Source organism: Brooklawnia propionicigenes (assembly GCF_030297015.1).
GTDB classification, from domain to species: Bacteria; Actinomycetota; Actinomycetes; order Propionibacteriales; family Propionibacteriaceae; genus Brooklawnia; species Brooklawnia propionicigenes.
In genome coordinates, this window is the sequence record NZ_AP028056.1 from 2652464 (window position 1) to 2665349 (window position 12886).

At 64.4% G+C, this 12886-nt stretch carries 12 protein-coding genes; 4 read left to right on the forward strand and 8 right to left on the reverse strand.

Features of this window, described 5'->3' with window-relative positions; genetic code table 11:
* Window positions 1-143: 143 nt before the first annotated feature.
* The 3 genes from QUE25_RS12190 to QUE25_RS12200 are packed head-to-tail and all read right to left on the reverse strand — an operon-like array spanning window position 144 to window position 3304.
* Complete coding sequence (locus QUE25_RS12190; RefSeq protein ID WP_286265382.1) at window positions 144-1394, reverse strand: hypothetical protein; 1251 nt, start codon at window positions 1392-1394, stop codon at window positions 144-146.
* Window positions 1387-2397, reverse strand: a complete 1011-nt coding sequence (locus QUE25_RS12195; protein ID WP_286265384.1) for a radical SAM family protein — start codon at window positions 2395-2397, stop codon at window positions 1387-1389. Before QUE25_RS12195 ends, QUE25_RS12190 begins: the two co-directional genes overlap by 8 nt.
* A 22-nt stretch (window positions 2398-2419) precedes the next feature.
* Window positions 2420-3304, reverse strand: coding sequence for an IS5 family transposase (locus tag QUE25_RS12200; protein WP_286265387.1), 885 nt, complete (start codon window positions 3302-3304; stop codon window positions 2420-2422).
* 206 nt (window positions 3305-3510) lie between these two features.
* Here QUE25_RS12200 and QUE25_RS12205 point away from each other — a divergent pair, with 206 nt between their 5' ends.
* Both QUE25_RS12205 and QUE25_RS12210 read left to right on the forward strand, forming a co-directional pair.
* Window positions 3511-3981 carry a helix-turn-helix domain-containing protein gene (locus QUE25_RS12205; protein ID WP_286263556.1) on the forward strand — a complete coding sequence of 157 codons (471 nt, stop codon included), beginning with the start codon at window positions 3511-3513 and terminating at the stop codon, window positions 3979-3981.
* On the forward strand, window positions 3870-4652 hold the full coding sequence (locus QUE25_RS12210; RefSeq protein ID WP_286263554.1) for an IS630 family transposase: 783 nt from the start codon (window positions 3870-3872) through the stop codon (window positions 4650-4652). The genes QUE25_RS12205 and QUE25_RS12210 overlap by 112 nt, the downstream gene beginning before the upstream one ends.
* A gap of 279 nt (window positions 4653-4931) precedes the next feature.
* Here the strand turns inward: QUE25_RS12210 and QUE25_RS12215 are convergent, their stop codons facing one another.
* From QUE25_RS12215 to QUE25_RS12230, 4 genes are all read right to left on the reverse strand, one after another.
* Window positions 4932-5492, reverse strand: a complete 561-nt coding sequence (locus tag QUE25_RS12215; protein ID WP_286265390.1) for a hypothetical protein — start codon at window positions 5490-5492, stop codon at window positions 4932-4934.
* A gap of 212 nt (window positions 5493-5704) precedes the next feature.
* Window positions 5705-8074, reverse strand: coding sequence for a DEAD/DEAH box helicase (locus QUE25_RS12220; RefSeq protein ID WP_286265393.1), 2370 nt, complete (start codon window positions 8072-8074; stop codon window positions 5705-5707).
* Window positions 8075-8079: 5 nt separating this feature from the next.
* Window positions 8080-8496 (reverse strand): HepT-like ribonuclease domain-containing protein, encoded by a 417-nt coding sequence (locus QUE25_RS12225; protein WP_286265395.1) that lies wholly within the window; start codon window positions 8494-8496, stop codon window positions 8080-8082.
* 32 nt (window positions 8497-8528) lie between these two features.
* Window positions 8529-8999 carry a nucleotidyltransferase family protein gene (locus QUE25_RS12230; protein ID WP_131170169.1) on the reverse strand — a complete coding sequence of 157 codons (471 nt, stop codon included), beginning with the start codon at window positions 8997-8999 and terminating at the stop codon, window positions 8529-8531.
* Between the two features lie 339 nt (window positions 9000-9338).
* Between QUE25_RS12230 and QUE25_RS12235 the strand changes: the two genes are divergently transcribed.
* Entirely contained in the window at window positions 9339-9884 is a 546-nt protein-coding gene (locus QUE25_RS12235; RefSeq protein WP_286265402.1) for a CPBP family intramembrane glutamic endopeptidase, read from the forward strand.
* Between the two features lie 30 nt (window positions 9885-9914).
* On the opposite strand, the gene QUE25_RS12240 is transcribed toward QUE25_RS12235, so the two are convergent.
* Window positions 9915-10937, reverse strand: a complete 1023-nt coding sequence (locus tag QUE25_RS12240; protein ID WP_286265404.1) for a LacI family DNA-binding transcriptional regulator — start codon at window positions 10935-10937, stop codon at window positions 9915-9917.
* Between the two features lie 353 nt (window positions 10938-11290).
* Here QUE25_RS12240 and QUE25_RS12245 point away from each other — a divergent pair, with 353 nt between their 5' ends.
* Window positions 11291-12883: an MFS transporter gene (locus QUE25_RS12245; RefSeq protein ID WP_286265408.1), complete on the forward strand. Its 1593-nt coding sequence runs from the start codon at window positions 11291-11293 to the stop codon at window positions 12881-12883.
* Window positions 12884-12886: the final 3 nt, after the last annotated feature.

A 12886-nucleotide genomic window follows, 5' to 3' on the forward strand; every position in this document is an offset into this window, starting at 1 on the left:
AAATGCGATACTTGTAGGTGCTAGGCCGGTTGACGTGGAAGCGCCTCCCCGGCTCGAGGATCATGGTGACCCTGCTTCAAGTCTCTCACCGCTCAGGCAGGGGGGTTCTGCGTTCGCGACCGTCGAGGCGGTGGCTGTCGACGTTAGCTGCGAGCGACTGCGTCCTGCTCGACGGCGAAGAAGGGTGAGAGGGATCTCAGGGCGCTGCGGCGGACTTCCTGTGTCCAGCGCTCGAGCGACCACTTGTCACTGCTGCGCGGCGCCACGGAGCGAAGGTGCTTCTCGCAGGCGGCATCGCTCCAGATGCGGGCATCGGGGTGATGGGGGAACAGTGCCTCGTTGACCTGGTCGAGCAGGTCGAGGATGTCGTCCTGGTGAGTGCTGCCGTGACGGGCCACGATGTCGACCACACCGAATGACAGTGTTCCGTTCAGCATGTGCGAGACGAGACTGAACCCCCCGCACACACGGGTGTTGATCTCGTGAGCCGTGAAGCGCCCGTCACTGACAACTCCATCCACCCCGAATGCGCCCTGGAAGCCCGTTTCCTGAGCGAGGCGCAACACCAAGTCGGCGAGACGGGCCGTGTCACTGTGTGAGAAGGAGGTGGCGTCGGCGACCGGGGCGAACACCCCGGGGGCGGTGACGCGCCCATCGGACTCGGTGTATCCGACGAGTGCCTCGACAGGGCCAAGGAAGCTCAGGCGATCCCCGATCAAGACGCCGTAGATGGTCGTCGGGCACCCCGTCATGAATCGCGACACTCGAACGCCGCGACAGGCGTGCAGCAGCCGGCGTGAGATGTCGGTGATGGCTTCGTCGCTGAGGCGTTGATGGATGAAGTACACATGATCCGAGGACATGGAGATCATGTCGTGGGGATCGCCGGCCGCCACGCAGGGTGTGCGGGAACGCAGTAGCTCCGCGAACTCGTCCGGGTCGCGGGTGTCGTTGAAGGGAATGTAGGTGACGTCGTAGCGGGCCTGTTGGCCCAAGATGGCGACTTGACTCTGTTTGGATTCGGCTTGTTTCCAGGCCGGTAAACGGGCGCCAATCACTGGTCTTCCGTCAAGTGTGGGGTGGCTGACGGGTGATCCGGCGTACACGACGGCCCGCTTGTGGGGGTCGATGGCGTGGAGTGACTGTAAGAGGTCCTCGTGGGGGTTTGCGAGGGTGTGGTCGAAGTCGCGGAAATACTCCGTGAGTGTTGCGCGGTCCTCTAACGCCCTGAGATGGGTGACCTCGGGTGCGCCGGCGTCGGTGAGGTAGGAATCGATCACGTTGCGGGCCGCGTGCTGGTTCACGAGGATGACGGGCCGTCCGGCCAGGATGGGGGAAAGGTCCTCGATCAGCAGGTCACGAAGGTGCCGTACGAGTGTCTCGGTGTCAGGCATGCTGCGCTGCCTGGGGCGACTTTTTGAGGAATCGCATGCAGTCGGCGCACAGGTCGCATTGTCCGAAGTAGTCCTGGGGGTCAATGTGGCCACCGTTGCTGGCGACTTGGTCGACAAGTCCGTCGACTCCTTGGTCGAGGAGGGTCAACAAGATGGGGTCTGAGAACGGGTCGTAGGAGTCGAGTAGCTCGGTGATGGTGGACTGGTAGATGTTGCCGAGGATGGCGGCGCGACAGATGTGGACGTCACCGTTGGGCAGGAATCGCAGTGAGTGGACCTTGTCTGGCGAGTTGGCCCAAGGGATGTCGCTGCATCGTTGCACGGGTAGCTCTGGGAGCCGGGGATAGTAGTCGCTCAGGGTGTGACGGTTGAAGCCTGCGGGGATGATGGTGTTCCCCTGGGAGACGCGGACGCCATATTTGTCGACGAGGCCTGCGAGGAGCTGCTCGGTGGTCTGGTTGTATTCGTTCTGGTGCTCTCGCTGGACGACCCAGGATGGGTGGAGGAAGAGCTCGCTGAACCCGTTCGCTTGGAGTTGGGTGATGAACTGTTCGACGAACGGCAGCGGAATCCTGGGCTGGTGGAATGCGTCGACGGACAGGTGGACCAGGGTGACGCCGGAGTCGACGAGGCCCGCGACAGTGTCCGCGATCACCGATGGGTTTCTGCTGAAGAAGCCGTTCGTGATGAGTTCTCGGGAAGCGACGTTGTGGGTACGGGCGAGTTGGAAGAGTCGCTGGACTGTTGCTGGGTAGAGCAGTGGCTCACCGCCGTAGACCATCATTGACGTCACGTTGCCCGCTGAGTAGAGGACCGTCGACGCCGATACCACCGCATCGAGGCCTTCGTAGGATCGATCCGGGTTGCGGTCGTCCGTCATGACGGAGCAGTGCTCGCACCAGCCTGTGCACCGCTTGGTCAGGAGATACTCAACCCTGCTGACGTCCAGGAAGCCGGAATTTTGGGGGGAGGTGTGGTCGGCACCCGCGGGCGACTGTTCCATGCCGTCAGCCTACTAGAGCCTGTTACGAAAGTCGTTTGAGCCATCCGTTGATGACGGTGATGTGGGTGGTGGCGGCGAATCGGACGGCGAGTTTGTCGTAGCGGGTGGCGAAGCCTCGGTGGTGTTTGAGCTTGTTGATGCCGCATTCGACGGCGTGGCGGTCCTTGTAGACGGCCGGGTCGAAGGCGGGTGGTCGGCCGCCCTGGCCGCCGCGGCGTTTCCGGTTGCGGGTCTGGTCCTTCGGGGTGGGGATGGTGGCCTTGATGTGGTGGGCGCGCAGCCAGGCCCGGTTCGCGCGGGAGGAGTAGGCCCGGTCCGCCAGGACCCGGTCGGGACAGCGGCGGGGTGCTCCGACCGGGTTGGCGACACAGATCGCCTCCAGCACGAGGGTGAACTCGGGGCTGTCGCCGGCCTGTCCGGCGGTGTGGTGGAAAGCGAGGACGCCGCGGTCCTGGTCGATGGCGAGATGGGTCTTGGTGGACCAGCCGCCCCGGGACCGTCCGAACCCGTGGTCGGCGGGTTCCCCGGCCACCAGGGTGATCGAGTCGTGGCGGGCGCCGGCGGCGTGGATGTGGCCGCGGCTGGTCGTGGAGTCGACCGACACCTGCCATTTCACCTTGCCGCGGGCCTGGGCGAGTGCTCGCAGGGCTGCCTCGATCTGGTCCCACACGCCGAGGACCTGCCAGACGGCGAATAGGGCGTACACCCGTCCCCACGGGCCGTACCGGGAGGGCACGTCCCGCCACGGGCAGCCCACCCGGACCCGGAACCGGATCCCGTCGATCAGGGCGCGCAACGGCCACTTGCGGGGCCGTCCCCGCCGACACCGGGTCGGGAGGACGCTCTGCAGGAACCGCCACTGTGCGTCGGTGAGGTCATGGCGACGGCTGGCATCTATCGTGGACACGAGGACTCCCGGGGAAGTAGGAGTGATTCGACACCAATCCGTCTACCCCGGGAGTCCTCCCACGCTCAGCAACGACACGCTGACAAGCGCATCCCTAACACAAACCAATTTCGGAACAGGCTCTAGTAGTGTGTCGCTGCTAATGATTTGTGTATGTTGAGGCTTGACTGTTTCCTGACCGATAATCGATCAGGAGGAGCCGCGTGATGCCCAGACCGAAGGATCATGTCGTTGAGTTGACGGATGCTGATCGTGCGTCGTTGACGCGGGTGGTCTCGCGTGGCGCGCACCCGGTCAGGACGGTCATGAGGGCGCGGGTTCTGCTCGAGCTCGACGAGAACGCCAGGGCGGTGCCGCACAGGCGGGTCGTCGCGGAGCGAGTGGGCGTGTCGATACAGACGGTGTATCTGATCGCGAAGCAGTTCACGGCCTCTGGCGGGGATGTTCATGCGGTGATCCACCGCAAGAAGCGGGTCACGCCGCCGGTGCCAGCGAAAGTGACCGGGGACGTCGAGGCCAGGGTGATCGCGTTGGCGTGCACAAGGCCACCGGAAGGGTATGACCGGTGGTCGCTGCGGCTGCTGGAGAAACACGTGGCCCTCACCGACGGGATCGGGCCGCTGGATCACTCCACGATCGGTCGGACCCTGAAAAAAGGGGGCTTCGTCCTCACCTGAAAGCGTGCTGGACGATCCCGCCCAAAGCCAACGGCGAGTTCGTCGCGCGGATGGAGGACGTGCTGGAGGTCTACCACCGCCCCTACGACCCGGCCGTTCCGGTGGTCTGTATGGACGAAAAGCCATACCAGCTCCTCGGCCACGCCCGCGATCCGATCCCTGCCTGCCCGGGCCACGACCTCAAAGAAGACTCCGAGTACGTCCGGCACGGCACCTGCTCGATCTTCGTGTGGGTCGAGCCCCTCGCCGGCCGCCGCCGGGTCGACGCCCGGGCGCAGCGGACCCGGATCGACTGGGCCACGGAAATCGATCAGCTTCTCAACGTCGACTACCCCGACGCGCAACGGGTCGTCCTGGTCATGGACAACCTCAACACGCACACCCTCGGTTCGCTCTACGAAGCGTTCGAGCCAGCCAAAGCACGCGCGCTGGCCGAGCGGCTCGAGATCCACTACACACCCAAGCACGGCTCCTGGCTCAACATCGCCGAGATCGAGCTGTCCGCCCTGACCCGCCAGTGCCTGACCCGCCGGATCGACGACCTCGACATCCTCAACACCGAACTCGCCGCCTGGCAGGCCGCAACCAACGACGACGAGCGCCAAGTCCGCTGGCAGTTCACCACGACCGACGCCCGCATCAAACTTCACCACCTATACCCAAACACTTAGCAGCGACACACTACTAGTGCTCCTGTCCCCCCAGACTCCAGTTGTGGGTGAGGAGGCGTTGAAGAACGTCGAGGAGGTCAAGCGGTGCAGCACTAGTCACGCTTGCAGCGTAGGCCTCGCGGGCGCCAAGCCCGACATCGTGACAGCAGCCAGTTGGTGACTGGGGAACGCGCGGTTCTGCCGCAGAGTGCGTGAGGGTAGCCTGTCGGCTCCGGTTCCGAGCGCACGACCGACTTTGCCGCAGTGCGAACCACCCCTGCCGCTTGTGCGGAACTGAGCCTACTTGGCCCGGTGGTTCGGGCGTTCAGGTGCACCGCCAATGGCGGTCCAGTCCGCAGAGATAAAGGTCGTGGGCACGCCCGAGGTGGTGGCCTGGACTGTAACTCCGAACGAGACTCCACGGTCATCGAGGAACTGGAACTCCCAGCCAAGGTGGTCCTTGCTCTCGCGGACCTTGATCTTCCGCAGTTCTCCGGCTCGCAATTCGAACTTAGTCGCCAACCTCAACCGAGCCAGGCGTTCGGCTTCTTGGTCGTCGAGATAGCTGAGCTCATTATTACGCCGAGTCGCCCAATCGAGGAGCTTCCGCACATCGGGCCATAGCTTTCGTAGACCCGTGGCAAGTGACACGATCACCGCAACGTCACCGGCCGATGCGCCCCACTCGAACTCGGACAACCGGATCTCGACCACGTACCCGTCGCTGTTCGGGTAGAGCTCGATGATCTTGTCACGAAGGGCGGCTACCTCAGGCAAGTCGGGCCAGCCCTCATACTCCACACTCACCACTTCATCCGCGTACAGATTGGGATAGCCGACTGACTCGATCTCGATGAGCACGAGGCACATCCTAGAGGTCGCCAGCAGATTGAGGGTTTCGACCTGGAACGGCGGTTAGTGAATCACGGCATTACGGCCACCCTCGACCTGTCTGACACGTCATACACACTGGCTGGAGCGCTGGGTCGGGACATCCTCAATTGCCGCGTGCAGTGCGCCCAATCGTGCCGGTGAACGTTTGCGGCTCCGAGCTGAAACGGGGGCGATACATGTCAGTCGGTGAAGCCCATTTGCCGGTACGCCGACCGGCGCCTTGAGTACTGCGCATTGAGGACGGGGACGCTTGCATCGAGGTAGTCGTGTACGGCGACTTCGGTCTTGCCTTCGTGCCGGCGCAGCGCGCGGCCGACGGCTTGGATGAGCAGTCCGGGGTAGGAGATGGGCCCGGCGAGGAAGACGGTGTCGATGGCGGGTGCATCGAATCCTTCACCGCCGTAGGGGACGGTGGTCATGACAAGAAGCGGGTCGCCCGGGTAAGCGTCGGCGATCTTGGCTCGGATGGCGGCCAGTGCTTTGGCGCCGGTGCCGCCGCGCATGATCAGCGCTTCCGTGTCGGGCAGCAGGCCGGCGAGCGCGGTGAGGTTGTCGCGGCGGCGGGACAGGACGAGGCACTTGCGGCCTTGGGCGAGTGCCGCAGCTATGTCGGCTGCGATCTGGCGGTTGCGTTCCGGGTCTTTGGCGAGCAGGCCGCCCAGTTGGGTGATCGCTCCAGGTGTGCTCAGGTCGAAGTCGTGCGGGCTGCGATAGGCGGTGGAGTGGATGTGCAGCACGCGACGCGGTCCGTCGTACGGGGTGACGAGGTTGGCTTCGTGGGGGAGCGTGTCGCGGATGGTGTGCCGGATGGGGCCGAGCTGCCAGTTGGTGACCTGCTCCAGTCCGTCCTTGCGTTCGGGTGTCGCCGTGAGGCCCAGCCACCAGGTGGCGCCGATCTGGGCTACGACGTTCTCGTAGGATCCGGCGGCGAGGTGGTGGCATTCGTCGACGATCACCTGGCCGTAGCCCTGGGTGAGCTCCCGGATGTCCTGGGGGCTGTGTCGGGCCAGGGATTGCAGGAGCATGATGTCGACCTGTCCGCGGGTCTTGGCTCGTCCGCCGCCCAGCTGGCCGGTCTTGATGCCGAGGAGGTTGCGGACCTGTTCGCGCCACTGTGAGGCAAGTGCTGTCTTGTTGATGAGCACGAGCGTGGTGACTGAGCGTTCGGCGATGATGGCGCAGGCCATCACCGTCTTGCCCGAGCCGGTCGGCGCATAAAGGACGCCGTCCTCGTGAGCCAGCAACCTGTCGACGGCTGCTGCCTGCCGCTCGTCGAGTTCGCCGAGGAAGGACACGTCGAGTTCGTTGCCTTCGTTGCGGTTGTCCTCGCTGACCAGGTCACTTCCTGCTTGGGTGATCAGGTCGGCTGCTTGGTAGCGTAGCCCGCGCGGGAGGAGCAGGTCCCCGTTGACGGCGATGTCGAAGCCCTGGATGAAGCGGGGGATGTTCCAGGTCGACCGGCGGGCGCGTTGGGCCTCGTAGAACGCCGGGTTGTGGATGGTGGCCGCATGTCGTAGGGCTGCCGACAACTCGGGCGTCAGGTCCTCGTCCCGGATCGTCAACTGCGCCGCCAGCGTCGCCCGGACGCGAGTCGGGGGGCTGGGGTGGATGGCGGTCGCGGGCGAGGTTTCCAGTCTGGTGACCTCGAGCCCGACGACGAGCCGTTCCATTCGGCCGGCTGCTGCTACTTGGCGGGGAGTCATCCGGTCCAGGCGTGACAGGTACTCCCACTGGTCGGGCCACGGCTCCCAGGTGGCCAGGTCCACGAACAGGGTTGTGCCGCGTTTGGTGCGGCGGTTGCCGTTCAGGGGTGCGGCGATCAGGTTCCCGACCCCGGACGAGCCTGTCGGGACTGTGTCCTGGTTCGGGAACAACCGGTCGTAGCTGGCCAGCGGCATCGATCCGCGCAACGCCATCGCCCGGTGGATGCAGGCGGTCCCCATCGCCCGGGCGTCCGCCGCGGGAACTGGGGAGGTGAAGAACGTCCACACGTGTGCGCCTCTGCCGGACTGGGAGATCTCAAGCCCGCAGGGGACACCGAGGGACGCGGCGGCCTTCACGTACGCGTGCGCGTCCAGCATGGCCTGGGGACCGTCGAAGTCGGCGGCCAGCCACCAGCAGTTTCCGTCCGGCAGCAGCGGATACAGACCGATGAACAACTCATTGCCAGACCGCAGGTGCGCCTCGAGGACCTCGTTCGTCAACGGAAGCGGTCGACGATCCCACAACGAGCCCTTGCCGAACGAGTCCCGCACCGCCGGCGACCAGCCCTTCGTGCCTTTCCGCGGGTTCTCCCAGTATCGTGCGTACACGTCCCGGCGCGCCGCGAAGAGCTGCGCGTACAACGCCAGCTTCACTTCCGTCGGTGACGCGTTCGTCACCAAGCCTGGATCGGATGGGGCCAATGTCGGCTGGGACGGGGGTGGTTCCACCCCGTCGGTCACCTTGAGCAGGTTCCTCAACCGCAGGTTCTCCACCCGAAGCGCCGTCAACTGGCGCTCCAGATCAGCCCGGCGCGCCTGCGCGTCACCAAACCGGGAGACCGACATCACAGTCAGTCCCGGTCGCTCTCACTGGCGCCTGCGCTCCCAACAGAGCGTGTGTCCTTGAGTTGCCTGTCGACATGCGTGGGCTCGCCGAGCGCGGCGTCACCCACGGCCCGCTCGTCGCCGATTGCGGCTGATTGATGAAGGAGGACGCGCTGCCTGATGCGGCTCATGATGGAGGGAACGTCGTGGATCATGGTCTCGCGGATGATGGTGGTGTCGACCAGCAGGTAGCCGTGCGCAATGCGGTTCCGCATGCCCCACATGAGCGGCCAGACCTCGCCGAAGATGTCCTCCCGCTCGTCGGAGTCGATCGCGGCGAGCGCCTCGATCCCAGCGGACAAGCGCATGCACACCGCGTCGATGACCAGACGCTCTTCAAGGCCCTGCTCGGCGTGGGTCTGCATGATCTCGAAGTGCGCCAACGCGTCTTGAAGGATCTCGATCGTGGTCCGGCTCACAGTGCCACGGCCTCGGCCAGGATCCGGTCGCGTAGCTCGGGCCGCAGCACCGAGTCGGGCACGACATCCACCGGGCAACCCACCACTCGGCTTACGGCGCGCTCCAGGACGCCGAGTTGTATCAAGCTGAGGGGTCGTTCCATGGTGAACAGCAAGTCGATGTCGGAATCCTCCCGATCCTCCCCAGTGGCGACCGACCCGAACACTCGGACGTTGCTGCCACCAGCCTCAGCCACCAGACGCTTCACCTCGGCGGCGTGCTTACGCAGCCGACGCCCCAGCGAGGATGTCCCATGGAAGCGAAGCAGACGGGACACCTCGGGCTGGCTGCGGCCGATCTCGGCGGCGATCTGCGTCTGGGTCATTCCCGCTGCGGCCGCCTGCCGCACAGCCCGGACCAGTTCGGCGCGCGCACGCGAGATTCGGTAGTCGGCGTCGCGGGCTACCTCTGCCAGACTGCTCGTCATGGCCTCATTATAGCAACGGCTATACGTACTGAGTGTCCGCGGTCCGTGCCCAGGCGGCTCACGCAACCCCCCGGCGGACTGTTGAGTTCAGGGATGGAGTAGCGCCCGATTGAGATGGGCGCACGCGAAAGGCCTTGTCAGGGCCAGGGTGGGGCGACAGGTCGGCGAGCAATCTCGGTGCCCCAGATAAGCCCCAAGTGGTGCCCGGAACCCAAGACCGCTCCGCATCGTCCCTTGTCAGATGGGGGTTATGCAGGTGACTTGCCGCAGGTTCGAGTCCTGTCGCCCCGACCAAGGGTGAAACCCCGATCCGATGATCCCGCTCGATAGGCTGCTGCGATGATCGAGTTCATCGTCTTCTGCATCCCGTCGGTCGTCTATGTGATCGTGCAGTCTCGCGGGCAGGGTCAGGACGTGGAATCGTCACTTCAACGAGTCGGCGCAACGTGGGGATCTCCCTCCGGGTACCGATGGGCGCTCGTCCTGCTGCTTCCGATCCTGCTGACCGGCTGGCTGGCGATCACAGTCATCCCCGCTGAGATTCTGGACGATCCTGGCGTCACGGTTGGCCGTATCACCTCGGTCGGCGCCGCGGTCGGCGTGGTGGCGCGGGCGGTCGGCGAGGAGGTCTTCTTTCGCGGGTTGCTGGGTGGGGTGCTGATGCGCCGGCTCGGATTCGGTTGGGGGAATCTGCTTCAGGCGGCAGCATTCATCGTGCCGCACCTCGCGCTTGTCCTGATCGACGCCCGCATCTGGCCGATCATTCCGGTCCAGTTCGCTGCGGGTTGGCTGTTCGGATGGCTGCGATACAAGACGGGAACGTTCGTGCCCGGCGCCGCACTTCACTTCGTCACCAACATCGTCGCCGGACTCGTCGTCGGCTAGCAGGGCGCGGAGCGCACCGAGCATCCGGTGCTACTCGGCTGGGGTGGTCCGCCGTAAGGGGCATCCGCACGACTCGCGCAATTCGAGCGTGAACGGTACCCGGACGAACTTGGGTACCGACTCGGGCGGACTGTCAACGATGTCTAGTGCGGCTTCGGCGATCAGGTCGGTGGGCTGGCGCACCGAGGTGAGCGGGGGAATCAGGAACGGGCTCAACTCCGTGGCGTCGATGGAGACCACGGCGACGTCGCCCGGAACCGACAATCCGACGCGATGAAGCGCACTCAGCGCTCCGATCGCCTGGGTGTCGTTGGACACGAAGAGCCCGTCCGGCAGCTCTGGCTGGCTGAAGAGCTCCATGGTGGCATCGAAGCCACCCTGGAATGAGTATTCGGCCCGACGCACGAGGTGCTGGGTCTGTTGCGGCGGATAAGCCGTCTCGTCCCGCCAGCCCCGGTACCGGACGCTGAAGACCCCATGCTCGACAGGACCCAGCACTGCGGCGATGCGCTGGCGTCCATGCTCCAGCAGGTGCCGTACCGCCGCGCGGGCCGCTGCGCGCTGCGCGATGCCCACGGGCACGACCTGATCGGACCCGAAGCGCAACACATTGACGGCTCCGTGCGCAACCGATGAGGTGCCTACCTGCAGCGTCGGTCCGATGACTAGCACTGCGTCCACCCGCCGGTGCCAGAAGGTCTGCAGCATCTGCTGCTCAGCGGATGGATGATAGGCCGTCGATCCGACGAGCACGGCCTTGCCCCGCTTGGAGGCTTGGCGTTCGACCTCGGCGACGAGGTCGGAGAAGAACGGGCCGTTGAAGTTGGGCACCAGCATCCCGATGGCGTTCGAGTCGGACCCCCGGAAGGACAGCGCCACCGGATCGGGGCGATAGCCGAGCTCCTCGATCGCGCGCAGTACTCGTTGTCGAGTCTCCTCGGACACGAACTTCGGTCCGTTGTTGACGACGTAGCTGACAGTGGCCGGCGACGTCCCGGCACGCCTCGCGACGTCGGCTCTGGTGGGGTTCCTGCGGGGGATTGTGGACGACAAACGAAGTACTCCTCTGGCTACCAGGCGATCGGACGTCCGGAGTCCGGCTACAAGCGCCCGGCCCGCCAGGCGTTGACCGCACTGAGAAGCAATGTTAAGGCATCCTGCGCCGCACATCCGGCTCATCTTGCGGGCGCGGTGCTTGATGTGTGCGGCCGCAGTCGCCTCTTTGTAACGCTGACACGACCAATCCGGAGGGCGTTCAGAAACTCATAGGTGACACGTAGCGTCTAGATTTCGAGTTGGCTCTTCCAATCCAGGTGATACGTGTCATATAGTGACTACCGCCAGCTGGTCGTTGCGGGCGATGACGCCCGAGCCAGCACCAGGATTCAGTCTAGGAAGGATGGCTCGTGAGCTATCAGAGCGCGCTTTCGGCTGCCACTTCAGACAAACCCAAATGGGAGATGTCGGGCGCCGCGCCGGGATACTATCTGCTCAAGACCAGAGAAATACTCGGTTATTCATCCGTTGACTTCGCCATGAACCTCGTATTCCAGGCGATCATGATGTACATCACCTTCTTCTACACCGATATCTTCGGATTGCGGGTAGCTGACGTGACGTTGATGTTCCTGCTGTCGAGATTCGTGGACGCCTTCGCCGACCCGATCATGGGCACGATCGCGGAGCGATCGAATCCATCCAGAGGCAAGTACAAGTCGTGGCTGATCTACGGGGCGGTGCCCTTCGGTGTGATGGCAGTCCTCACCTACACCACGCCCAACTTCAGCTACGGATGGAAGCTGCTGTGGGCATATGTGACGTACAACCTGCTGAACATCCTCTACTCGGTGATCATCAACCCGTATATCTCGCTGGCGAGCGTGATGACGGCAGATCCGGCGCAGCGCACCAAGCTACAGAGCGTTCGCATGATGTGCGCGCAGAGCGGCGGCGTCATCGTCGCCCTGGCACTGCCGCTGGTCAGCGGCTGGCTCTCGCAATTCCTGTCGCTGCAGAGCAGCTACATGGTCACCACCGGCGTGCTCGCCATTGTCATGGTTGCGACCTTGTTCTGGGCCTCAACTCAGGTGGTGGAGCGAATCAAGGTCACCTCCCACGAGGACCCGCCCGGATTCAAGGACGTGATCTACCAGTTGACCCACAACAAGTACGTGGTGTTGATGTTCCTGCTGTTCTTCGGCGTCTACGGTTTCAACACGGTTCAGTCGTCCTCGGGCGTGTACTACATGACCTATTTCGCCATGCGGCCCGATATGGTCGCCTGGTTCTCGATGATGAACGTGCTGCCGTCGGTTGTTGGCGTCGCCGTCGTGCCGTGGCTGATCAGGAACTTCCGCAAGCGCGGCACTGTGATGCTCGGGCTGACGGTCGGCGCAGCCGGGGCCTTGCTGCTCGGCCTGCTGCCGGCGACCAGCGTCGCCTTGATGCTGGCTTTCCGCGGTCTGAGCTCGTTCGGCTACGGCATCTTGATGGGCAGCCTGTGGGCGATCATCACCGACCCGGTCGAGTACGGCGATCTGCACACCGGCCGTCGGCTGACCGCGATCGTGATGACGCTCATCGGACTCGGCCTCAAGTTCTCCATGCTGCTCGGCGGCGTCTTGCCGACCCTGATCCTGAGTGCCGTGCACTACGAGCCGGGAGTTGCGCAGCAGACCCAGCAGTCGCTCAACGGCATCCATCTGATGTCCTCGTGGCTGCCGGCCGGCATCCTCATCGTCACCTTGATCATCTTCGGGCTGTCCTATGACCTCACTGAGGAGAAGGTCGCCCAGATCCAGCACAAGATCGCCGTCCGAGACGGGTTGCTCGCTCCCGTGAACGACGAGGAACGAGCTCTGGTCGCCGAGGGCGAGGCGCTGCGCGCTGCCGCGGCCCGCAAGCACGACGCCGACACCCTGCTCGGGGGCGCGCAGGGATCCCTTTCCACGATCGATTCCCATGACGAACGCGAAACAACGGAAGGCTTCGAGAAATGAAGT